The following is a 21,666-nucleotide window of genomic DNA, read 5'->3' as shown; positions in this document are numbered from 1 at the left end:
GGCGTCCGTGACGGCGTCTTGAGGGTGTGACCTTCGAGGAGTACGTCAGCAGCCGCGGCCCGGCGCTCGTCCGCCTGGCCCGGCTGCTGACCGGTGACGAGCACCGCGCCGAGGACCTCACCCAGGACGTGCTGGCGCGTGCCTACGTGCACTGGCGGAGGATCGCCCGCGCCGACCGCCCGGACGTCTACGTGCGGCGGATGCTGGTCAACGCCAACACCTCCTGGTGGCGCCGACGGTCCAGCCGGGAGCTGGCCACGGCGGAGTTCGTCGAACGGCCCCACCGTGGCGACCTCGGCGGCGAGGCGGCCGACCGGGACGAGATGTGGCGATTGATCCTCGCGCTGCCCGACCGCCAGCGGGCGGTGCTGGTCCTGCGTTACTACGAGGACCTCGACGACGCGACCATCGCCCAGATCCTGGACTGCTCGCCGGTCACCGTCCGTACCCACGCGATGCGGGCGCTCACCCAGCTGCGGGAGCGCTACGGCGTTCCCACCACCAACGGGAGCCGGCCGTGACCGACCTGGACCAGCGGATCGCCAGCACACTGCGGGAACGCGCCGAGAGAGCGGTGGACACCGACCGGTTGACCGCCCGGGCGGTCGGCGCGGGTCGGGCCCGGCGGCGGCGTCGCCGGGTGGGCGCGGGCGTGGCGCTCGGGCTGGTGGCGGTGCTCGGATTCGGCGTCACCACGGGCGGACTGCCGGTGCCGACGCCCTGGCCGCACGCGGTCCCGGCCGCCGCCCCGGTCGCCCCGCCCCGGGCCCCGGACGCGCCGGTCGCGGCCGCCGCGCCGGATCTGGTCGGCACCGACGCGGGCGTGCTGCACTTCGGGGTGGACACCACCCGCGCCCGCTACCTCGGCTGGGAGTCCGGGCGAGGGGTGGAGAGCGTCGTGGTGGAGGTGGCCGGCGGGCGTCGCGTGACGATCGACGTGGCGCCCGGCCCGGTCGAGGTCGAGCGGGCCCGCCACGAGGGGATGAGCTACGGCCCGGACCGGACCGCGCCGGCCGCCTTCGACGGCCGGGTCGAACGGCTCCCGCCGGCCGGCCCGGGCGGCGAGCCGGGCTGGGTGCTGCGCTGGCGGATCGGTCCGCTGTACGCCCGGGCCGTCACCGTCGGCCCGGACGACACCGCGGTGCGGACCGCCGTCGGGGCGCTGCGGATGGACCGGGCGCACCGGTGCGCCGCCCCGCTCCGGCTCACCACGCTGCCGGGAGACGCGTTCCTGTCGCGCTGCGCGGTGAACGTGGTCGACTTCCCCGACTCGCTGGACGTCACGCTCACGGTCGTCGGGCCGGGGGAGAAGGTGATGGACGTCCGCCTGGAGCGTCACTCCGAGTTCGCCGGAGGCCGGGCCACGGGTAACCGGACGATCGGCGGCAGAGCGGCCTACCTGCACCCCCGGGGCGATCAGTTGGAGCTGCTCGGCATTCCCAAGGCGCACCTCACCGCCCGCTTCGGCTGGCCGCAGCAGGGGTTCACCGAGGCGGACGCGGCCACGGTGCTGGGCGGGGCGCGGCTCGCGGACGACCTCACCCGGCCGGAGAGCTGGGGCTGATCCGGGCGGTCCGGCCGGCGGAGCGTCCCGCCGGCCGGACCGTACGCTGGAAAGCGTGAGCCCTCGTCGCAACCGTCCCCGCCGGGACGACGCCGCCCACCTGGACTCCGACCGCGTCCGGCAGGGCGTCGCCTCGGTGCAGCAGTGGCGCGACGGCGAGTGGCAGGTACGCGGAATCGGCGGCGGTGCGTCCACCAAGACGTACCGCTGCCCCGGCTGCGACCAGGAGATCCGCCCGGGGGTGGCGCACCTGGTGGCCTGGCCGGCCGACGGGACGGGCGACCTCACCGACCGCCGGCACTGGCACAGCGGCTGCTGGCGGGCCCGGGACCGGCGCGGTCCGGCGATCCAGCGCGGGCGCAGCGCCCCGAAGTACGGCTGAGCGATCTGGATCACCCTGTTTCCGCCCGGCGGGCGGCTGCGGCGAAGTCGCGCCAGACTTGAGCGGTGAGCACACCGATCCGCGCGTCGTCGATCCTGCCCGGCCACCGGGAGGACATCGAGCTGCACACCGCCGACGGCCTGCGCCTGGTCGGCGAGCTGGCCCGGCCGGTGGGCCGCGAACCGGTCGGCACCCTGGTCTGCCTGCACCCGCTGCCCACGCACGGCGGGATGATGGACAGCCACATCTTCCGCAAGGCGGCCTGGCGGCTGCCGGCCCTGGCCGACCTCGCCGTGCTCCGGTTCAACACCCGGGGCACCAGCAGCGTCCGCGGCACCAGCGAGGGGGCCTTCGACGCCGCGGTGGGGGAGCGCTTCGACGTCGCCGCCGCGATCGAGTACGCCGAGTTCCACGAGCTGCCGAACATCTGGCTGGTGGGCTGGTCGTTCGGCACCGACCTGGCCCTGAAGTACGGCTGCGACCCGGCGGTGGCCGGGGCGATCCTGCTCTCGCCGCCGCTACGCTTCTCCCAGCCGGCGGATCTCGCCCCGTGGGCCGAGGCGGGCAGGCCGGTCACCGCGCTGGTGCCGGAGTTCGACGACTACCTGCGGCCGGACGAGGCCCGGGAACGCTTCGCGGCGGTGCCGCAGGCCGAGGTGGTCGGGGTGCCCGGCGCGAAGCACCTCTGGGTGGGCGACGCGGAGCGGGTGCTGGACGAGATCGTCCGGCGGGTCAACCCGGCGGTGCCGCTGCCGCTGCCCACCACCTGGGACGGCCCGATGGAGACCGGCGACGTCAGCGCGTACGCCGACCGCACCGTGGCGTCCTTCGCCGACACGCCCGTTCCGGGTCCGGCGCGGGACTGAGCCTCAGCGGGCCTCCTGCCGGGGCAGCACCACCTCGCGCAGGATCAGCTGGAGGGCGGCCACCGTGGGGATGGCGATGAGCGCGCCGACCACCCCGATCAGCGCCACCCCCAGCAGCGCGGCGAGCAGGGCGGCCACCTCGTTGACCTCCACCGACCGCCGCATCACCTTCGGGTAGATCAGGTAGTTCTCCACCTGCTGGTAGATCAGGAAGAAGACCACGCAGGCGATGCCCGTGGGCAGCCCGGTGGCGAACCCGACCAGGCCGACGATCACCGCGCCGAGGGTGGCGCCGATCTGCGGGATCAGGTCGGTCACCGCGACCACCACGGCCAGCGCGAACGGGTACGGCAGCCCGACGGCCAGCGCGAAGACGAAGGTGCTCACGCCGGCCAGGACGGCGATGCTCAGCGCCCCCACCATGTACGCCCCGACCTTGGCCAGGATCTCGTCGCCGATCAGGCTGACCCGCTGCCGGCGCGAGCGCGGCACCAGCCCGTACGCCAGGGCGCGCAGCTTGTCGAAGTAGGCCAGGAAGTAGATGGTCAGCACCAGCACGGTGAGCGCCCGGAGCAGGGTCCCGAAGATCAGTTGGGCGCCGCCCAGCACCCCGCCGAGCGCCCGGCCCACGGTGTCGGGGTTCGCCGCCGACTGGACGCGCTCCATCACGTCGTACCGTTCCACCAGCTCGTTGGTTGTGGGGTTGCGCCGCAACTCCTCGACGTAGCTGGGGATCTGGTCGATGAACTGTCCGGTCTGGCTCACCACCGGCGGCACGATCGCCACCAGGCCGCCGGCGATCAGCAGCAGCACGGTGAGGATGACGACCGCCACCGCGAGGCCGTTCGGCACCCGCCAGGCACGCAGCCGGACCACCGCCGGTCTGAGCCCGATCGCCAGGAACAGCGCGATGACCACCAGGACGAGGATGCCGCCGGCGTTGCGGATGCCCAGATAGAGCGTGTAGGCCAGCAGCACGCCGAGCGTCCCGGTGAAGCCGACCAGGAAGCTGCTGCGGCGCAGCGGCCGCCCCGGCTGCCCGAAGCGGCCCGAGGCGGTCGCCACGGGAGCGGCGGGGTCGAAGTTCGTCGGGTCCACCTCGGCCCCCTCGGCCGGCGTGGTCGCCGTACCGCCGGCTGTGGTTCGTTCCTCGACGCCCCCGGGGTGCTCTGCGCCGGTGCCGGGGTGCTCCCCGCCCACGCCGGGGTGCGCACCGCCGCGCGCGGTGCGGCCCGCGCCGGGCGTGGTCGGTCCCGTATCGCCGGCGTCCTTCCGGGAGCCGCCCTCCGCCGGTTCGTCCTGTCCCACCCGACCTCCCGGATCGTGTCCCGACGGGTACGCCGGAACTGCCCGACCGTCCGTGGCCTGAGCCCGTGGCCAGCCTCCTGCCCGGAGGGTAGTGGCCGGCAGGTGTCCGGGCCAGCCCGCCAGCACGTCCGGCCCCCGCCGGGGCGCGGCCGGACGACGCGACCGCGTTGGCGGTCCGTCCTGCCGGACGGCAGGTGCCGCCCGGGTCCGTCAGGTCACGGGAAGCGGCACTGCGCCCCGTCCTCAGTGCTCCCTCCGGTTGCTGTGCTCTGCTGCGCCCCCGGCAACACTGGGAGCGCTCTGCCGTTGCCCGGGCGGCAGCAGAGCAAAGCGGGTGGCGCAGGGGTGCCGCCGGACCCGGTCACCGCGATCGGAGCAGGGGCGGGCCCGGGCGCCACCGCCCCGACGGGCGGTCGGCGCGGGGCGGCGACCGTCCAGACGGCGTGGCCGATCAGGCGGCGCTGGCCCGAACGGGCCCGGCCGCCGGTGCGGCGGGTGTCGGCACACCGCCCTGGTCACTCCGACTCGGCGGTGACCTTGCTCGGCTTGGCGCTGCGCTCGTCGGTGGTCGGCTTGGTCGGCCGCTTGCCGTTCTCACCGCTGCTGGTGATCTTGGTCGGGGTGGCCCCCCGGCCGCCCGTCCCGGGCACCGCGGCCACGGTCGGCTCGCCGTCCACCCCGGCGCTGGCCGTGGCACCGTCCACCGTGGTCACCGGCTCGGCCACCGGCCGGGAGCTGGGCTTCGCCCCGTCCGTGGCGGGGACCGGCCCGGCCCCGTCCGGCCCGGCCGGCGCGCCCTTGGCGGCCCGCGCGCCGTCGGTGCCGACCGTCGCGCCCTCGGTCGTCGGCTTGGCGCCATCGGTCGTGGCCCGCGCGCCGTCGGCGGTGGTCTTCGTGGCGACGGTCGTGGCCTTCGCGCCGACGGTCGTGGGCTTCGCGCCGTCGGCCGTCGGCTTCGCGCCGTCGGTGCCCGGGGTGGCGCCGGTGAGCGCCGGCGCGGCACCGTCGGTCATCGGTACGGCCGCCGTCCCGGTGACCTTCTGCAGCTGGAGCTCGGTGATCTGGCGCTGGAGATCGTCGAACTCCTGCCGCGCCTGCCAGGTCTCCTGCCGCAGGTCGGCGAGCTGCTGCTGGGCCTGCGCGATCTCCAGCATCACCTGGGCGAGCTGCTGACGGCCCGCCGCCGCCTCCTGCTGCGTGGCCGCCAGGTGCTGCTGGGTGGTGGCCAGGTGCTGCTGGGTGGTGGCGGCGTACTCCTCGAACTGGCGGCGGGACGCCGCGACGTGCTCGTCGGCCTTGCGGCGCTTGTCGGCCGCGTCCGTCTCGGTCCGCTGGAGCAGCGTGGTGGCCTCCTCCTCGGCCCGGCGGCGCATGGTGAGCGCGTCGGTCTCGGCGGCTTGGCGGATCTCGGCGGCACCCTGTTCGATCTCGTCGCGGCGCGCCGTCCACTCCCGTTCCAGCTGGTCGTGGCGGGTCTTGTGCTGCTTCTCCAGCTCCTGGTGCCGGCTGGTGTACTTCTTCTCCAGCTCGTCGCGGCGCTTGGCGTACTCCTGCTCGACGGCGGCGCGGCGCTGGGCCAGCTCCCGGTCGGCGGTCTCCCGCCGGGTGTTGACCTCCTTCTCCACGCCGGCCCGCCAGGCACCCAGCTCCTGCTGCGTCTGAGCGCGGGCGTGCTGCACGTACGCCTCGGTCTCGCTGCGCATCCGCTGCACGTACGTCTCGGTCTCGGCGCGGTTGCGCTTGGCCGCCTCGGCTGCCTCCGTGGTCAGCCGGTGCGCCTCCTGCCGGGCCCGACCCCGAGTGCCCTTCGCGGCCTCCTCGGCGTCGTCGGTGATCCGCTTGGCCTCCTGCAGCGCCTTGGCGTGGGTGGCCCGCCCGGCCTCGGCCGCCGACTCGGTGAGCCGCTTGGCCTCCTGCTGGGCCTTGGCGTGCACCTCTTTGGCCGCCTCGCGCAGCTGGGTCGCCTCCTGCTGGGCCTTCGCCAGCGCGTCCCGGGCCGTCTCGCGCAGCTTGGTGGCCTCCTGCTGGGCCCGACTGTGGATCTCCTTGGCCGTGTCGCGCAGCTGGGTGGCCTCTTGCTGCGCCTTGGTCAGGGCCTCCTGGGCGGCGGTGCGCAGCCGGGTCGACTCGTCCTGGGCGGTGGCCCGCATCCGGGCGGCGTCTTCCTTGGCGGTCCGGACCGCGGTGTCCGCCTCGGCCTTGCGGGCGGCGGTGTGCCGCTCCTCCTCCGCGCGCCGCGCGGCCAGCGCGATCTCGAAGTCCTTCAGCGCCTGGGCGGCCTGCTCGCGGGCCTCGTCGATGATGTGCTCGGCGGCGGCGCGGCGGGCCTCGATCTCCTCGTTGGCGGCGCGCAGGATGGCGTCCGCCTGCTCCTCGGCGAGGGCGAGGATCTGTTCCACCCGGGGCCCGAGGTGCTTGAACGAGGCCCGGTCCACCACGCCCACCTGCTTGCGCACCTGGGACAGGTCCCGTTGGAGGTGCTCGACCTGCCCGGCCAGCTTGTGAATCTGGGTGTACGCCTGTTCCCGTTCGGCCGTCAGAGTCGCGATCTCGTGCTCCGCACGAGCGACGTACCGGTCGACCTGTCGTTTCTCGTACCCCCGCAGGGCGGACTCGAAGCTGGGCTCCGTGGTCACGTCCCCGCCGAGAGCGAACAGTTCCTCGCCGTGCGACATGCCCCCATCCTCACACGCATCCGGCCCTGCTGGGGCGATACGGACGCCCCTGTTGGGACCTACTTCACTGTGGCCGTACCGCCTGTATCAGGAGTTGGGAAACGCATACGGCGCGGGGTGCCACCGGTCAACCCGATGGCACCCCGCGCCGTGCACTCATGCCCCCACGGTGCGTTGGGTCAGCTGGCCGTCTCCGCGGTCGCCCGCTGCTCGGTGCCCGCCGCCTTGGCAGCCTCCGGCTTGGCCTGCGCGGCGGCCGGCTGCTGGGCCGGCACGCCGGGCACGATGCCGGCGAGACCGGAGAGCATCTGGCCGAGCTGGGAGGTGACGGCGTCCTTCTGGCGGGTGAGGTCCTCGACCTCGCGGCGGGCCGCCTGGGTGGTCAGCTCCGCCTCGGTGCGCGCCTCGGTGAGCAGCCGCTTCGCCTCGGCCTTGGCCTCGTTGAGGGTCTTCTCGGCCAGCGCCTTGGCCTTGTCGACGGTCTCGTTGGCGGTGCGCTCGGACTCGACCCGACGCGCCTCGGCGCGCTGCTCGATCTCCTTGGCACGCTCCTGGGCGGCGCGGGCCCGCTGCTCGGCCTCGCCGACCAGCTTCTGGGTCTGCGCGACCTGGGCGGCGTGCCGCTCCGACTCCTCGCGCTCGGCCTTCTCGCGGCGCTCGGCGAGCTGGAGCTCCAGCGCCTGCAGGTCCTTGTCCCGCTTGTCCCGGGCGTCGGTGAGCAGCTTCGTCGCCTCGGCCCGCTTCTCCTCGGCCTCGCGCGCGGCCTTGGCCCGCTGCTGGGTGATCTCCCGCTCGGCGGTGGCGCGCAGCGTGGCGACCTCCCGCTCGACGGTGGACTTGAGCTCGGCCACCTCGTGCGCGGTGACCGTACGCAGCTGCTTGGTCTCCCGGTCGGCGTCGGCACGCAGGGTGTCGGCCTCGCGGCGGGCCTGCACCCGGACCTCGGCGGCCTCGCGCTCGGCGGTGGTGCGGACGTTGCCGGCCTCCCGCTCCGCGGTGGCCTTCATCGCCGCCGCCTCGGCGCGCGCCTTGTCGGTGATCTCCCGGGCCTCCAGGCGGGCCGCGGAGAGGATGCCCTCCGACTCGCGCTTGGCCTCGTTGCGGTGGTCGTTGGCCTGCTCCTCGGCCAACCGCAGGATCTGCTCGACGCGGGTGCCCAGGCCGGAGAGGGTCGGCCGGCTGTTCTCCTCGAGCTGCTTGTTGGTGTCGGCGAGCTTCTGCTCGAGCGCGCCCTGGCGCTGCTCGGCCTGGCGGAGCCGACGCTGGGCGTCGTTCATCCGCTGCTCGGCCTCGGCCCGGGCCTGCTCGGACTGGGTCAGCGCGGCGGTCATCCGGCCGATGAAGTCATCGACCTGGTGGGTGTTGTATCCGCGCAGGCCGACGGTGAAATCTGGCTGCGAGTTCGCGTTATCGAAGAACGCGAGAGGGGAGGACTGCTGCTGGGGCATTGGGACATACTTGCAGACTCCCCGGGGTCGTTCGCAAGAGCGGTCCCGAGCTTTCGTGTCCTCATTACATGGTCAACTTCTGCGCCCGTCGACACCGGACCAATCGGCGATCTTGGCAGGTCCCGGGCAGGCCGAGGTCACGCCGAGTGAGCGGGAAAAGGGCCGCGGGGGATGCCCGCGGCCCTTTGTCCGTCGTCACTCGAATGGGGGTACGCCGCCCATGTGGAAAGGCAATGGCCTCCTCACCGCAATGGGCATGCCTGCATCACCCGGACGGCTCAGTGGCCGCGGAACCGGTTGATCGCACCCTCGTGGCGGGCCCGCAGCTCGGCGTCCCGGACACCCAGCCCGTCGGCGGGGGCGAGGCAGCGCACGCCGACCTTGCCCTGGTGGGCGTTGCGGTGCACCTCGTACGCGGCCTGGCCGGTCTGCTCCAGCGGGTAGGTCCGCGACACGGTCGGGTGGATCAGGCCCAGCGACACCAACCGGTTGGCCTCCCACGCCTCGCGGTAGTTGGCGAAGTGACTGCCGACGATCCGCTTGAGGTGCATCCACAGGTAACGGTTGTCGTACTGGTGCAGGTAGCCGCTGGTGGAGGCGCAGGTGACGATGGTGCCGCCCTTCTTGGCCACGTAGACGCTGGCGCCGAAGGTCTCCCGGCCGGGGTGCTCGAAGACGATGTCCGGGTCCTCGCCGCCGGTCAGTTCGCGGATGCGCTCGCCGAAGCGGCGCCACTCGTCCTGGTCCTGGGTCTGCTCGTCCTTCCAGAAGCGGAAGCCCTCGGCGGTGCGGTCGATCACCAGCTCGGCGCCCATCGACCGGCACAGCTCCGCCTTCTCCGGCGAGGAGACCACGCAGACCGGGATCGCGCCGCCGTTGAGGGCCATCTGGGTGGCGTAGCCGCCCAGGCCGCCGGAGGCGCCCCAGATCAGCACCACGTCGCCCTGCTTCATGTTGGCCCCGTGGTGCGAGACCAGCTGCCGGTACGCGGTGGAGTTGACCAGCCCGGGGCTGGCCGCCTCCTCCCAGCTGAGGTGGCGCGGCTTGGGCATCAGCTGGTTGGCCTTGACCACGCACAGCTCGGCGAGGCCGCCGAAGTTGGTCTCGAAGCCCCAGATCCGCTGCTGCGGGTCGAGCATGGTGTCGTCGTGGCCGGCCGCGTCCTCCAACTCCACCGAGAGGCAGTGCGCGACGACCTCGTCGCCGGCCTTCCACTTGGTCACGCCGGGTCCGGTGCGCAGCACCACGCCCGCCGCGTCCGAACCCACCACGTGGTACGGCAGGTCGTGCCGGCGGGTCAGCTCGGAGAGCCGGCCGTAGCGCTGCAGGAACTTGAAGGTCGGCAGCGGCTCGAAGATGCTGGTCCAGACCGTGTTGTAGTTGATGGCGCTGGCCATCACCGCGACCAGGGCCTCGCCCGGGCCGAGCTCCGGGGTGGGGACCTCCTGCAGGTGCAGGGCCTTGCGCGGGTCCTTGTCGCGGGTGGCCATCCCGTCGAACATCCGGGTGTCCTCGGCGCGGACGACCACGCCCCGGTAGGTCTCCGGTACCGGCAACCCGGCGAGACCGGCGAGTTCCCGCTCCGGCTGGTCCGAGCCTTCCGCCGCCATGATCGCTTCGAGGATGTCCTGCACGGTGACCTCCCGTTCGTCCGCACCCACGCCGGGGGGCAGGGGGTGCTGCCATCGTCGGCGCCGGTGCGACCGACCGCCATGTCGGCAATCGACACATCCGGCACCGGTCGCGCTCCTTGTTGGGCCGGGACGTTACTGAACGGTAGCTAGGGCCGGAAGTCCTCTGTGAAAAACTGCATTGGCCGATGCGTGGAGGTGTCCGTGCGGCACCCCTACCGCGCACCCCCGCGCTCCGTTCCCTTTCCGGGCGGGCCGCTCGGCCCGTTTGCGGCGGGTCGGGGTGTCCGGCGACGGGGACACCCCGACCCGCCGCAGAACGGCGGCGCGGAGGAGGGCGGGCGAGGCGGGGTCAGTGGGCGTCGGCGGCCGGCTCGACCAGCTCGACCAGCACGCCGCCGGCGTCCTTCGGGTGCACGAAGTTGATCCGGGAGTCGGCGGTGCCGCGCTTGGGCTTCTCGTAGAGCAGCCGGACGCCCCGCTCGCGCAGCGCGGCGCAGGCGGCGTCGATGTCGGCGACCGTGTACGCCACCTGCTGCACGCCCGGCCCGTTGCGGTCGAGGAACTTCGCGATGGTCGACTCGGGGGTCAGCGGGGCGAGCAGCTGCACGCAGCCGCCCTCGGTGGTCGGGCCGACCGCCAGCATCGCCTCCCGGACGCCCTGCTCGGTGTTGGTCTCGGTGTGCACGCAGCGCATGCCGAAGGTGCGCTGGTAGAAGTCGATCGCGGCGTCGAGGTCGGCGACCGCGACCCCGACGTGGTCGATACGGCGCAGGCCGATGTCTGTGACATAGTCGGCAGCGGGCTCGACGTAGGAGTTCTCAGCCATGGCGCTAGTCTGACCGAACAATCGTTAAGGCGTACAGGTCGGCACCCCCCTCGGAGGCAGGCAATGGCTTCGGTGATCATCAGCGGCGCGCGGACCCCGATGGGGCGCCTGCTGGGCAACCTCAAGGACCTCCCGGCGACGAAGCTCGGCGGCGTCGCGATCAAGGCGGCGCTGGAGCGCGCCGGCGTCGCCCCGGACCAGGTGCAGTACGTGATCATGGGGCAGGTGCTCCAGGCCGGCGCCGGGCAGATCCCGGCCCGGCAGGCGGCGGTCGAGGCCGGCATCCCGATGTCCGTGCCGGCGCTGACCATCAACAAGGTCTGCCTCTCCGGCCTGGACGCGATCGCCCTGGCCGACCAGCTCATCCGGGCTGGCGAGTTCGACATCGTGGTGGCCGGCGGCATGGAGTCGATGACCAACGCCCCGCACCTGCTGCTCGGCCAGCGCTCCGGCTACAAGTACGGCGACGTCACGATCAAGGACCACATGGCGCTGGACGGGCTCACCGACGCCTGGGACTGCTGCGCGATGGGCGAGTCCACCGAGAAGCACGGCGTGCGGCACGGCATCACCCGCGAGGAGCAGGACGCGTTCGCCGCGACCAGCCACCAGCGGGCCGCCGCCGCGCAGAAGAACGGCCACTTCGCCGACGAGATCACCCCGGTGGTCATCCCGCAGCGCAAGGGCGACCCGCTGGTGATCAGCGAGGACGAGGGCATCCGGCCGGACACCACGGTGGAGTCGCTGGCGAAGCTGCGCCCGGCTTTCGCCAAGGACGGCACCATCACCGCCGGCAGCTCCTCGCCGATCTCCGACGGCGCCGCCGCCGTGGTCGTGATGAGCAAGGCCAAGGCCAAGGAGCTGGGGCTGACCTGGCTGGCCGAGATCGGCGCGCACGGAAACGTCGCGGGGCCGGACAACTCCCTGCACTCGCAGCCGTCCAACGCCATCCAGCACGCGCTCAAGAAGGGCGGGCTGAGCGTCGAGGACCTGGACCTGATCGAGATCAACGAGGCGTTCGCCCAGGTCGGCATCCAGTCGACCCGTGACCTCGGGATCAGCCCGGACAAGGTCAACGTCAACGGCGGCGCGATCGCGCTGGGACACCCGATCGGCATGTCCGGCGCCCGGCTGGTGCTCACCCTCGCCCTGGAGCTGAAGCGCCGGGGCGGCGGCACCGGCGCGGCCGCGCTCTGCGGCGGCGGCGGTCAGGGCGACGCGCTGATCATCCACGTTCCGAACGGTGGCGAGACCCAGCAGTGAGCGATGCCGTCGACCACGCCCCGGCGGCGGCCACCGGGCCGGTGCGCCGCAGCCGGGACGTACCGATGCTGGTGGAACGGGCCCGCGCGGGTGACCCCCGCGCGGTGGCCCGGCTGATCACCCTGGTCGAGTCCGGTGACGAGGTGCTGCCGCAGGTGGCGGCGACCCTCGCGCCGTACGCCGGTCAGGCCCAGGTGGTGGGGCTGACCGGCTCGCCCGGGGTGGGCAAGTCGACCACCACCAACGAGCTGGTCCGGGCGCTGCGGGCGCGCGGGCACCGGGTCGGCGTGCTGGCGATCGACCCGTCCAGCCCGTTCACCGGCGGCGCGATCCTCGGCGACCGGGTCCGGATGCAGGACCACGCCACCGACCCGGGCGTCTACATCCGCTCGATGTCCAGCCGGGGCCACCTCGGCGGCCTCTCCGCGGCCACCCCGCAGGCGGTGCGGGTGCTGGAGGGCGCCGGCTGCGACGTGGTGCTGGTGGAGACCGTGGGCGTCGGCCAGGCCGAGGTCGAGGTGGCCTCGCTCGCCGACACCACGCTGGTCCTGCTCGCCCCCGGCATGGGCGACGCGATCCAGGCGGTCAAGGCCGGCATCCTGGAGATCGCCGACGTCTTCGTCGTCAACAAGGCCGACCGGGACGGCGCCGACGCCACCGTGCGCGACATCCAGGGCATGATCGCCCTCGGTGAGCGCGGACCTGGCGAGTGGCGCCCGCAGGTGGTCCGCTCGATCGCCGCGCGCGGCGAGGGGATCGACGACATCGCCGCCGCCATCGACAAGCACCGCGGCTGGCTGGAGCAGCACGACGAGCTGCGCCGCCGCCGGGAGGCGCGGGCCGCCGCCGAGATCGAGGCGATCGCGCTCGGCGCGCTCCGCAACCGGATCGGCTCACTGCGCGACGGTACGGAGCTGACCACGCTCGCCGCCAAGGTGGCGAAGGGCGCGCTCGACCCGTACGCCGCCGCGGACGAGCTGCTGGCCCAGCTCGGCTCCTGACCGGTCCACTGCGGACCGGCACCCGACTAGTACGCTCGCACCGCCTCACGACCCGTGGGGCGGTGCGAGCCGTTGTGGGGAGAGCATGGACGAGGCGACCCAGGAGCTGTCGGTGACGCCGGAGGCGGTGGCGGGCGGGACGACGCACGTCTCCAACGAGGTGGTGGAGAAGATCGCGGTGGCCGCCGCGAAGTCCGTGCCCGGGGTGGCCGAGCTGGGCGGCGACGTGGCCCGGTTCTTCAACGCGGTGCTCGACAAGGTCGGCCTGGACCAGGTCGGCGACGCGCGGCGGGGCTGCTCGGCGCACGTGACCGACGGCGCGGCCGTGGTCAACCTGGTGCTGGTGATCACCGCCGGCCACCCGGTGCCGCAGGTGACCGACGGGGTCCGGGCGGCGGTGACGGCGGCGGTCGAGGGGTACGGGCTGCGGGTCGACGAGATCAACATCCGGGTGGACGACGTGGCCCTGGGCGGTCCGGAGGTCCCGTCGGCCTGAGGCCGTTCGCGGCGTGGTCCTTCCTGGCCGACCTGCGCCGGGTCGGCTCAGTCCAGCGCGGCCCGCACCTGCGGGGGCACCTGCAGCAGGTCCAGGCTGTTGCGCCACAGGGTCTCCAGCTGGGCCGGGTCGTTGAGCAGCTTCGCGAGCAGCGCGCGTCCCTCGATCTGCGCGACCATGGACCGCGCGGCCTCGCGGGTGTCGACCGAGGCTCCGGCCTGGCCGCGCTCCTTCGCCTCGACGACCAGCTGCTCGATGAGGTCGATCTGGGCCTCGAAGATCTCCTGGAGCCGGCTGCGGATCTCCTCGGCCTGGTTGCTCAGTTCCAGCGCGAGGTTGCCGAAGAGGCATCCGGCGACCAGCCCGGCCTTTTGCTGCCCCGCACGCTGCACCTGCTCGGTCGCCTCGAACAGGTCCCGCAGGCGTCGTAGCGGGTCGCGGTCGCTGCTGAGCAGCTCGACCCACTGCCGCCGCTGCCTCGCCCAGTGCTCGTCGATCACGGTGAGCGCGAGGGCCTGCTTCGACTCGAAGAAGTAGTAGAAGCTGCCCTTCGGCACGCCCGCCGTGGCGCAGATCTCCGCCACGCCCAGGGCGGAGTAGCCCCGCTGCTCGAGCAGCGTCGCGGCGGCTTCGAGGATCTTGTTCCGCGCGTCACTCGTCCGTCCCATGACGTAGACGATACCCGACCGGTCGGCTAGCTTTTAGTCGACCAGTCGTCTAGTGGTCGTCCAGGGCCGGGCCAACGGGGTCTTCGCCCGTCAGGAAGGGAACCGCATGAGCACCAGTCAGGGTCAGAAGGTCGCCGTGATCACCGGCGCCTCCCAGGGCATCGGCGCCGGCCTCGTGGCGGCGTACCGCAAACTCGGGTACGGCGTCGTGGCGACCTCGCGCACGATCGGCGCCGCCCAGGACCCGGAGATCGTCACCGTCCGGGGCGACATCGCCGAGGCCGACACCGCCCAGCGGGTGGTCGACGCGGCCATCGAGCGCTTCGGCCGTATCGACACCGTGGTCAACAACGCGGGCATCTTCATCGCCAAGCCGTTCACCGACTACACCGACGAGGACTTCGCGCGGGTCACCGGGATCAACGTCACCGGCTTCTTCCACCTCACCCGGCGCGCCCTGCCGCACCTGCTGGCCACCGGCGCTGGGCACATCGTCACGATCACGAGCACCCTGGCGGACCAGGCCAACTCCAACGTCCCCTCGGTGCTCGCGTCGTTGACCAAGGGTGGTCTCAACTCCGCGACCAAGTCCCTGGCCGTCGAGTACGCGAGCCGGGGTGTACGGGCCAACGCCGTCGCGCTCGGTGTCATCAAGACCCCGATGCACCCGGTGGAGACCCACGAGGTGCTCGCCGGCCTGAGCCCGGTCGGCCGGATGGGTGAGACCAGCGACGTCGTCGACGCTGTGCTCTACCTCGAGTCCGCGTCCTTCGTCACCGGCGAGATCCTGCACGTCGACGGCGGCCAGATCGCCGGTCACTGACCCGCAACCCGCAGAAAGGACCAGTGCGATGCCGATCGTCACCATCCAGATCACCCGGGAGGGCAGCACGCCCGGTGCCTCCGCGGCCACCGCCGAGGAGAAGGCGGCCCTCATCAAGGGGGTCAGCCAGCTGCTGCTCGACGTCCTGAACAAGCCGTTGACCTCGACCTTCGTGGTGATCGACGAGGTCGACACCGAGAACTGGGGACGGGGCGGCCTGCCGGTCGAGGAGTTCCGGCGGCAGCAGAGCGAGCGTCCGTCCGAGTGAGCGCGGGAGGTGCGTACCGGCCGGTCGGGTTACCGGCCGGTACGAACTTCCTTAGCGATCGTTCAGGCGTCCGTTCTACACTCGGTCTTCAGTCGAGGACTCGAGGAGGAGCCCCGCGGATGAACGCCGACGAGATCGCAGCCGGACGGGCACGCTGGCAGGCCCGCTACGACGCCGCGCGAAAGCGGGACGCCGACTTCACCACGCTGTCCGGGATGACCGTCGACCCGGTCTACGGGCCGCCGGAGGGCACCGCCTACCCGGGCTTCGACCGGATCGGCTGGCCGGGCGAGTTCCCGTACACCCGGGGGCTCTACCCGACCGGCTACCGGGGGCGGACCTGGACCATCCGGCAGTTCGCCGGGTTCGGCAACGCCCAGCAGACCAACGAGCGGTACAAGATGATCCTGGGCGCCGGCGGCGGCGGGCTCTCCGTCGCCTTCGACATGCCCACCCTGATGGGGCGCGACTCCGACGACCCGCAGTCGCTCGGCGAGGTCGGCCACTGCGGCGTCGCGGTGGACAGCGCCGCCGACATGGAGACGCTCTTCGACGGCATCGACCTGGGCGGCGTCACCACGTCGATGACCATCTCCGGCCCCGCCGTGCCGGTCTTCTGCATGTACCTGGTCGCCGCCGAGCGGCAGGGCGTCGACCTGTCCACCCTGGACGGGACGCTGCAGACCGACATCTTCAAGGAGTACATCGCGCAGAAGGAGTGGCTCTTCGACCCCGAGCCGCACCTGCGCCTGATCGGCGACCTGATGGAGTACTGCGCCCGGGAGATCCCCCGGTACAAGCCGCTGTCGGTCTCCGGCTACCACATCCGCGAGGCCGGGGCGACCGCCGCGCAGGAGCTGGCGTACACGCTGGCGGACGGGTTCGGCTACGTCGAGCTGGGGCTGAGCCGCGGGCTGGACGTCAACGTCTTCGCCCCGGGCCTGAGCTTCTTCTTCGACTCGCACGTCGACTTCTTCGAGGAGATCGCCAAGTTCCGCGCCGCCCGCCGGATCTGGGCCCGCTGGCTGCGCGACGTCTACGGCGCCACCAGCGAGAAGGCGCTCTGGCTGCGGTTCCACACCCAGACCGCCGGGGTGTCGCTGACCGCGCAGCAGCCGGTCAACAACGTGGTGCGGACCGCCGTGGAGGCGCTCGCCGCGGTGCTCGGCGGGACCAACTCGCTGCACACCAACGCCCTCGACGAGACCCTCGCCCTGCCCACCGACGAGTCCGCCGAGATCGCCCTGCGTACCCAGCAGGTGCTGATGGAGGAGACCGGCGTGGTCAACGTCGCCGACCCGCTCGGCGGCTCCTGGTACGTCGAGGCGCTCACCGACAAGATCGAGGCCGAGGCGGAGGAGATCTTCGCCCGGATCCGGCAGCTCGGCGGCGAGGGCCCGCACCAGATCGGCCCGATGACCTCCGGCATCCTGCGCGGCATCGAGGACGGCTGGTTCACCGGCCACATCGCCGAGTCGGCCTTCGTCTACCAGCAGGCGCTGGAGAAGGGCGACAAGCGGATCGTCGGCGTCAACTGCCACACCGGCACGGTCGCCAAGGAGCTGGAGATCCTGCGCATCTCGCACGAGGTGGAGCTGGAGCAGCGCCGACTGCTGGCCGAGCGCAAGGCCGCCCGCGACGACGCCGCCGTCACCGCCGCCGTCGCCCGGATGGTCGAGGTCGGCCGCACCGGCGAGAACATGATCCCGGCCATGCTCGACGCCGTCCGCGCCGAGGCCACCCTCGGCGAGATCTGCGACGCCCTGCGCGCCGAGTGGGGCGTCTACCGCGAACCGGCCCGCTTCTGACCCTGCCCCACCCCAGCACGGACCGGTGCCCTCGCCGGTGGCCGCGAAGCACCGCGAAAGGTGCGAACGGCCACCGGCGAGGGCGCCGTCGCGCAGGGGGCTCGCGGCAGTGGCCGGGTGGGCGGTGAGCAGGGGTGAGAGTTGCAACTGTCGCCGTCGCGGTTGATCTGAGTTCAGCGGGACACGTGCGAGACTAGGTAACCATGAGCGACCCACGGATCACCTCGTCGATCTTCACCCGCGGCGCGGTCGACCTCAGTGCGCTGCGCAGCACCGCACCGGCCAACACCCGCCCCAGCACACCGACCCAGGCCGGCCCGCCCGCCGGTCTCCCGGGCACCCCCGCCGCCGGTGGCGGCGGCCTCGCCGTGGTCGACGTGACCGAGGCGACCCTCCAGTCCGAGGTGCTCGAACGGTCGATGACCGTGCCCGTCGTGGTCTTCTTCGGCGCGGCCGGCTACCCGGAGAGCGACCAGTTCGCGCCGGTGCTGGAGCAGTTGGCGGCCGAGGGTGGCGGGACGTGGGTGCTGGCCCGCATAGACGTCCAGGAGAACCCCCGGATCGCTCAGATGTTCCAGATCCAGGCCCTACCGACCGTCTACGCGGTCGTCGGCGGCCGGCCGATCGACGCGTTCCCCGGCGTCGTCCCCGAGCCGCAGCTGCGCCAGTGGATCGCGGCGGTGCTCAAGGCCGGCGGCGTGGCCGTGGCCGAGCCGGAGGACCCGCGCCTCGACGAGGCCGACGACGCCCTGATGAGCGGCGACCTGGACGCCGCGGAGCGGGCGTACAAGAAGATCCTCGCCGAATCACCGGCGGACGCCGCGGCGGAGGCCGGCCTGGCCCAGGTCGGGGTGGCCCGGCGGGTCGCCGGCGTCGACCCCCAGGCGGCGGTCGCCGCCGCGCAGGCCGCCCCCGACGACGTCGAGGCCCAGCTGCTCGCCGCCGACATCGAGGTGCTCAGCGGCCTGGCCGAGCAGGCGTACGCCCGGCTGGTCAGCCTGGTCCGGCGGACCGCCGGCGACGACCGGGAGAAGGTACGCCAGCACCTGGTGTCGCTGTTCACCATCGCCGGCCCGGAGGACCCCGCGGTCGCCTCGGCCCGGCGGGCCCTGGCCAGCGCACTGTTCTGAGTTCGTAGCACGCCAGCGCGGGCCGGCGTTCCGGCCGGCCCGCCCGACCACCGAGGACGGGAGCCCATGATGCGCCGGATCGCCGTCCTCGACGCGCCGACAAACCTGGGACTGCGCCCACCCACGTCCACCTCCGTCCCCGGCTGCGGCAAGGCCCCCGGCGCGCTGCGCGACCACGACCTGCTCGCCCGGCTGCGGGCCCGCGACGCCGGCTGCCTCACCCCACCCCGGTACGACCCGGGTGACTGGCGGCCCGGCGACGGGGTCTGCCACGCCCGGGAGATCTCCGGCTACTCGGTGGCGCTGGCCGACCGGATCGGCGAGATCATCGACCGGGGGGAGTTCCCGCTGGTGCTCGGCGGGGACTGCTCGGTGCTGCTGGGCTCGGCGCTGGCCATGCACCGGCTCGGCGAGGCGGTCGGCGGCCGGATCGGCCTGGTCTTCGTCGACGGACACTCCGACTTCCGGCACCCCGGCAACGCCTCGTACGTCGGCGCGGCGGCGGGGGAGGACCTGGCCCTGGTCACCGGGCGCGGGCAGGCCGACCTGGCCGCCATCGAGGGGCGGCGCCCCTACTTCCGCGACATCGACGTGGTGGTGCTCGGCATCCGCGCACAGGACGAGTACCGCCTCGACCTGCAGGCCGCCGGCATCACCACCCGGCCGGTGCCGGCGCTGCGCGCCGAGGGCGCGGCCCGCACCGCTCAGTGGGCGCACGAGCAGCTCGCCGACTGCGCCGGCTACTGGGTGCACATCGACGTGGACGTGCTCGACCCGGCGGTGATGCCGGCGGTGGATGCGCCCGACCCGGGCGGGATCGCCTTCGCCGAACTGGAGATCCTCCTCGCCGGCCTGGTGGACACCCCGCACTGCCTCGGCGTCGAGCTGACCGTCTTCGACCCCGACTACGACCCGGACGGCTCGTACGCCGCCGAGATCGTCAACACCGTGGTGGCCGGGCTGGCCCCGGTGTCGGCGCCGGAGGCGGTGCCGCCCCGGCTGCTGCCCGCGGCCCCGCCGCCGCAGCGCGTCCGCTCCACCGGGCCCGGGGCGCTCGCCCGTGTCGCCACCCCGCCCAACGGCGGTGCCGGGCCGGTCCTGGGGCCGGGCTCGCCGGTCGGCATCACGCCGCTCGGGTCCGGCGAGCCGACGGTGGACGGGGTCGACGCCGGCCGGGCCATCGAGGGCGAGATCGGGCCGGGGGCCGCACCGGGCCCGGTGACCGGGCTGCTCGTGCCGGCGCCGGTCGAGACGCCGGTGGCCGTCGAGCCGGTCGGCCCGCCCGCCGCCGTCGGGCCCGGTCTGCTCCGCCGGGTGCCCCGCGCCGAGGAGGACGGGGCGTCGGAGGACGGTACGTCGCCGTCGTCCGCCGGCATCGCCTGACGGACCCGCGGCCGGCCGTGCGGTTTGCGGCGTGTCGGGTATCCGTCGATACCCCGACACGCCGCGAACGGAGTCGACCAACGCTCGGACGGCCCGGGGCGCGGGAGGCGCGGCACCGGGGCCGGGCGGGTCAGCGGAGGGCGCGGAGGAAGCGCTCGGTGATCGGGACCGCGCTGGACGTACTGGACCCGCCCTGCTCGACGAAGACCGCGAACGCGACGTCGCCCTGCCAGCCGACGAACCAGGCGTGGGTGTGCGCCGGGTTGTTGTCGTACTCGGCGGTGCCGGTCTTGCCGTACACCGGGCCGCCGGGCACGTCGGAGAGCGCCTTGGCCGTGCCGGCGGTGACCACCTCGCGCATCATCGCCTTCAGCGGCTCCACCGACTCGGCCTTCAGCTGCGGACCGGGCTCCGCCGGCTTGGCCGGGGCCGGGTCGAGCACCAGCTTCGGCTGCTCCCAGCGACCGCGGGCCACGGCGGCGGTCGCCCCCGCCATGGCCAGCGGACTGACCACCGTGGTGCCCTGGCCGATCGCCGCGGCGGCCTGCTCGACCGGGGAGCCGTTGGCGGAGACCTTGCCGGTGAAGGCGTCCGTGCCGAGGTCCCAGCTGCCCTCCAGGCCGAGGGTACGGCCGGTGGCGGCGAGCCCGTCGGGGCCCAGCTTCGGCGCCAGGGCGGCGAAGGCGGTGTTGCAGGACTTGGCGAAGTCGGTGCGGAACGGCACCTTGCCGAGGACGAAGTCGTCGGAGTTCTTGAAGGGCCGCCCGTCCACGGTGAACGTCTTCGGGCAGTCCACGGTGGCGTCGGCGTTCACCGCGCCCCGGTCCAGCAGGCCGAGGGCGCTGACCATCTTGAAGGTGGAGCCCGGCGGCACCTGGGCGGTGAAGGCCAGGTTCTCCCCGGCCGCGCCCGGCCCGTTGGCCGCGGCGAGCACCGCGCCGTCGCTGATCCGTACCGCCACCAGGGCCGAGCGGCGCTTCTCACCGCGCAGCGCCGCGTCGGCCGCGTTCTGGGTGGCCACGTCGAGGGTGGTCTTCAGCGGCTGACCGGACTGCGGCTCGTGCCGGAAGACCGCGGTCGGCTCCGGGGTGCCGTCGGGACCGGCGGGCTGCTGGACGAGCACGGTGAGCCCGGGGGTGCCGCGCAGGCGGTCGTCGTAGCGGCCCTGGAGGCCGCCGTGGCCGACCAGGTCGCCCTTGGCGTACTTGTCCGGGTGGGCGGCCAGGTCGTCGGCCTGCGCCTCGTCGACCGAGCCGAGCAGCGCCCGGGCGAACTCCCGGGTGGGCGCCAGGTCCCGCTGCTCGCTGGGGAACCGGGTGCCGGGCAGGTCGTAGATGCGCGGCCGGATCTGCCGGTACGCCTCGTCGCGCAGCGTCACCACCTCGACGAAAGCGCCCGGATCGGCCTCGCTGAGCCGTTTCGGCAGGTCGGAGAGGTCGACCGGGGGATTCAGCGCCGGCCGGATCGCCCGGAACGCGGCGTCGAGCTGCCGTACCAGCGCCTTGACGTCGGTCACCTCGCTGGGTTGCACGCCGACCCGGACCACCTTCCGGGGCGCCACGATCGGCTGCCCGGCGGCGTCCAGCACCCCGGCCCGGGGGCTGCGGTCGCGGCGCAGCGTCAACCGGTCGCCCTCGCCGAGCTGCTCCTGCAGCAGCTGCGGCTCCCAGATCACCTGCCACTGGTCGTCCCGGCCCTGGCGCAGCCGTACCGGGCGGTCGTACGCCCAGGTGGTCGGGCCCGGCAGGGCCCACTCCACCCGGATCGTGGCGGTGGCGATGTCCTTGGTGACCTTGGCGTCGCCGGAGCGGCGCAGGGTGGGCGGGGTGGCGGCCAGCTCGCCGGAGAGATCCTTGATCTCCTTGGCGACGTCGGTGGCGGGCAGCCGGGCGCCGGTCGGGTCGATGAACCCGACCGCGGCGAGGTCGCCGGAGCGCCAACCCTTCAGGAAGGCGTCCACGGTCCGCTCCGGCCCGTCACCGTCGGAGCACCCGGTGAGCGCGCCGGCCGCCAGCACGGTGGCGGTCAGCGCCGCGAGGGCCGGCCGAATGTGCGTACGGGGGCGACGGGGTGGGTACGACACGGGCATGGAGCGGTACCTCCGGATCTCGGACTGCCATGCA

The 21,666-nt window shown here is 73.5% G+C and carries 19 protein-coding genes; 12 read left to right on the top strand and 7 right to left on the bottom strand.

The window, feature by feature from the left end; translation table 11 throughout:
* Window positions 1-26: 26 nt before the first annotated feature.
* The 4 genes from V6U88_RS00460 to V6U88_RS00445 all read left to right on the top strand — a co-directional run bounded on the left by V6U88_RS00460 (window position 27) and on the right by V6U88_RS00445 (window position 2,812).
* Window positions 27-521: a SigE family RNA polymerase sigma factor gene (locus V6U88_RS00460; protein WP_334448910.1), complete on the top strand. Its 495-nt coding sequence runs from the start codon at window positions 27-29 to the stop codon at window positions 519-521.
* Window positions 518-1,564: a hypothetical protein gene (locus tag V6U88_RS00455; RefSeq protein ID WP_334448909.1), complete on the top strand. Its 1,047-nt coding sequence runs from the start codon at window positions 518-520 to the stop codon at window positions 1,562-1,564. The genes V6U88_RS00460 and V6U88_RS00455 overlap by 4 nt, the downstream gene beginning before the upstream one ends.
* Before the next feature lie 55 nt (window positions 1,565-1,619).
* A complete protein-coding gene (locus tag V6U88_RS00450) occupies window positions 1,620-1,946 on the top strand; it encodes a hypothetical protein (RefSeq protein WP_334448907.1) in 327 nt (108 codons plus the stop codon).
* 65 nt (window positions 1,947-2,011) lie between these two features.
* Window positions 2,012-2,812, top strand: coding sequence for an alpha/beta hydrolase (locus V6U88_RS00445; RefSeq protein WP_334448906.1), 801 nt, complete (start codon window positions 2,012-2,014; stop codon window positions 2,810-2,812).
* A 3-nt stretch (window positions 2,813-2,815) separates the two neighbouring features.
* On the opposite strand, the gene V6U88_RS00440 is transcribed toward V6U88_RS00445, so the two are convergent.
* The 5 genes from V6U88_RS00440 to mce all read right to left on the bottom strand — a co-directional run bounded on the left by V6U88_RS00440 (window position 2,816) and on the right by mce (window position 10,703).
* Complete coding sequence (locus tag V6U88_RS00440) at window positions 2,816-3,910, bottom strand: AI-2E family transporter (protein ID WP_334449842.1); 1,095 nt, start codon at window positions 3,908-3,910, stop codon at window positions 2,816-2,818.
* A gap of 725 nt (window positions 3,911-4,635) precedes the next feature.
* Complete coding sequence (locus V6U88_RS00435) at window positions 4,636-6,795, bottom strand: hypothetical protein (RefSeq protein ID WP_334448903.1); 2,160 nt, start codon at window positions 6,793-6,795, stop codon at window positions 4,636-4,638.
* A 179-nt stretch (window positions 6,796-6,974) separates the two neighbouring features.
* A complete protein-coding gene (locus tag V6U88_RS00430; protein ID WP_334448901.1) occupies window positions 6,975-8,243 on the bottom strand; it encodes a cell division protein DivIVA in 1,269 nt (422 codons plus the stop codon).
* A gap of 278 nt (window positions 8,244-8,521) precedes the next feature.
* Window positions 8,522-9,877, bottom strand: coding sequence for a crotonyl-CoA carboxylase/reductase (ccrA, locus tag V6U88_RS00425; protein ID WP_334448900.1), 1,356 nt, complete (start codon window positions 9,875-9,877; stop codon window positions 8,522-8,524).
* Window positions 9,878-10,226: 349 nt separating this feature from the next.
* The gene (gene mce, locus V6U88_RS00420; RefSeq protein WP_334448899.1) at window positions 10,227-10,703 is read right to left on the bottom strand and encodes a methylmalonyl-CoA epimerase; all 477 of its coding nucleotides are present in this window, start codon (window positions 10,701-10,703) and stop codon (window positions 10,227-10,229) included.
* Between the two features lie 63 nt (window positions 10,704-10,766).
* On the opposite strand from mce, the gene V6U88_RS00415 reads away from it, so the two are divergent.
* The 3 genes from V6U88_RS00415 (at window position 10,767) to V6U88_RS00405 (ending at window position 13,463) form a co-directional block, all read left to right on the top strand.
* Window positions 10,767-11,966, top strand: a complete 1,200-nt coding sequence (locus tag V6U88_RS00415) for an acetyl-CoA C-acetyltransferase (RefSeq protein WP_334448898.1) — start codon at window positions 10,767-10,769, stop codon at window positions 11,964-11,966.
* Window positions 11,963-12,967 (top strand): methylmalonyl Co-A mutase-associated GTPase MeaB, encoded by a 1,005-nt coding sequence (meaB, locus tag V6U88_RS00410; protein WP_334448896.1) that lies wholly within the window; start codon window positions 11,963-11,965, stop codon window positions 12,965-12,967. Before V6U88_RS00415 ends, meaB begins: the two co-directional genes overlap by 4 nt.
* Before the next feature lie 85 nt (window positions 12,968-13,052).
* Window positions 13,053-13,463: an Asp23/Gls24 family envelope stress response protein gene (locus tag V6U88_RS00405; protein ID WP_334448894.1), complete on the top strand. Its 411-nt coding sequence runs from the start codon at window positions 13,053-13,055 to the stop codon at window positions 13,461-13,463.
* A 47-nt stretch (window positions 13,464-13,510) separates the two neighbouring features.
* Here the strand turns inward: V6U88_RS00405 and V6U88_RS00400 are convergent, their stop codons facing one another.
* Complete coding sequence (locus V6U88_RS00400) at window positions 13,511-14,131, bottom strand: TetR family transcriptional regulator C-terminal domain-containing protein (RefSeq protein ID WP_334448893.1); 621 nt, start codon at window positions 14,129-14,131, stop codon at window positions 13,511-13,513.
* Between the two features lie 106 nt (window positions 14,132-14,237).
* Between V6U88_RS00400 and V6U88_RS00395 the strand changes: the two genes are divergently transcribed.
* The 5 genes from V6U88_RS00395 (at window position 14,238) to V6U88_RS00375 (ending at window position 19,543) form a co-directional block, all read left to right on the top strand.
* Window positions 14,238-14,954 (top strand): SDR family NAD(P)-dependent oxidoreductase, encoded by a 717-nt coding sequence (locus V6U88_RS00395; protein WP_334448892.1) that lies wholly within the window; start codon window positions 14,238-14,240, stop codon window positions 14,952-14,954.
* 28 nt (window positions 14,955-14,982) lie between these two features.
* Window positions 14,983-15,222: a tautomerase family protein gene (locus V6U88_RS00390; protein ID WP_334448889.1), complete on the top strand. Its 240-nt coding sequence runs from the start codon at window positions 14,983-14,985 to the stop codon at window positions 15,220-15,222.
* A gap of 119 nt (window positions 15,223-15,341) precedes the next feature.
* Entirely contained in the window at window positions 15,342-17,030 is a 1,689-nt protein-coding gene (locus tag V6U88_RS00385; RefSeq protein ID WP_334448887.1) for an acyl-CoA mutase large subunit family protein, read from the top strand.
* A gap of 203 nt (window positions 17,031-17,233) precedes the next feature.
* Window positions 17,234-18,160, top strand: a complete 927-nt coding sequence (locus tag V6U88_RS00380) for a tetratricopeptide repeat protein (RefSeq protein ID WP_334448885.1) — start codon at window positions 17,234-17,236, stop codon at window positions 18,158-18,160.
* A 66-nt stretch (window positions 18,161-18,226) separates the two neighbouring features.
* Window positions 18,227-19,543, top strand: a complete 1,317-nt coding sequence (locus V6U88_RS00375) for an arginase family protein (protein WP_334448883.1) — start codon at window positions 18,227-18,229, stop codon at window positions 19,541-19,543.
* Window positions 19,544-19,673: 130 nt separating this feature from the next.
* On the opposite strand, the gene V6U88_RS00370 is transcribed toward V6U88_RS00375, so the two are convergent.
* A complete protein-coding gene (locus tag V6U88_RS00370; RefSeq protein WP_334448881.1) occupies window positions 19,674-21,632 on the bottom strand; it encodes a penicillin-binding transpeptidase domain-containing protein in 1,959 nt (652 codons plus the stop codon).
* Window positions 21,633-21,666: the final 34 nt, after the last annotated feature.

This window comes from Micromonospora sp. CPCC 205739 (assembly GCF_036906795.1).
Taxonomy (GTDB): domain Bacteria; phylum Actinomycetota; class Actinomycetes; order Mycobacteriales; family Micromonosporaceae; genus Micromonospora.
This window is presented reverse-complemented; position numbering and strand designations above follow the sequence as displayed.

Excerpts from the sequence above, each read along its gene's own strand:
- V6U88_RS00435 (WP_334448903.1), bottom strand. The coding sequence starts at position 6,795 with ATGTCGCACGGCGAGGAACTGTTCGCTCTCGGCGGGGACGTGACCACG.
- V6U88_RS00415 (WP_334448898.1), top strand. The coding sequence starts at position 10,767 with ATGGCTTCGGTGATCATCAGCGGCGCGCGGACCCCGATGGGGCGCCTG.
- V6U88_RS00390 (WP_334448889.1), top strand. The coding sequence starts at position 14,983 with ATGCCGATCGTCACCATCCAGATCACCCGGGAGGGCAGCACGCCCGGT.
- V6U88_RS00385 (WP_334448887.1), top strand. The coding sequence starts at position 15,342 with ATGAACGCCGACGAGATCGCAGCCGGACGGGCACGCTGGCAGGCCCGC.
- V6U88_RS00395 (WP_334448892.1), top strand. The coding sequence starts at position 14,238 with ATGAGCACCAGTCAGGGTCAGAAGGTCGCCGTGATCACCGGCGCCTCC.
- V6U88_RS00405 (WP_334448894.1), top strand. The coding sequence starts at position 13,053 with ATGGACGAGGCGACCCAGGAGCTGTCGGTGACGCCGGAGGCGGTGGCG.
- V6U88_RS00375 (WP_334448883.1), top strand. The coding sequence starts at position 18,227 with ATGATGCGCCGGATCGCCGTCCTCGACGCGCCGACAAACCTGGGACTG.
- V6U88_RS00370 (WP_334448881.1), bottom strand. The coding sequence starts at position 21,632 with ATGCCCGTGTCGTACCCACCCCGTCGCCCCCGTACGCACATTCGGCCG.
- V6U88_RS00380 (WP_334448885.1), top strand. The coding sequence starts at position 17,234 with ATGAGCGACCCACGGATCACCTCGTCGATCTTCACCCGCGGCGCGGTC.
- mce (WP_334448899.1), bottom strand. The coding sequence starts at position 10,703 with ATGGCTGAGAACTCCTACGTCGAGCCCGCTGCCGACTATGTCACAGAC.
- V6U88_RS00430 (WP_334448901.1), bottom strand. The coding sequence starts at position 8,243 with ATGCCCCAGCAGCAGTCCTCCCCTCTCGCGTTCTTCGATAACGCGAAC.
- V6U88_RS00400 (WP_334448893.1), bottom strand. The coding sequence starts at position 14,131 with ATGGGACGGACGAGTGACGCGCGGAACAAGATCCTCGAAGCCGCCGCG.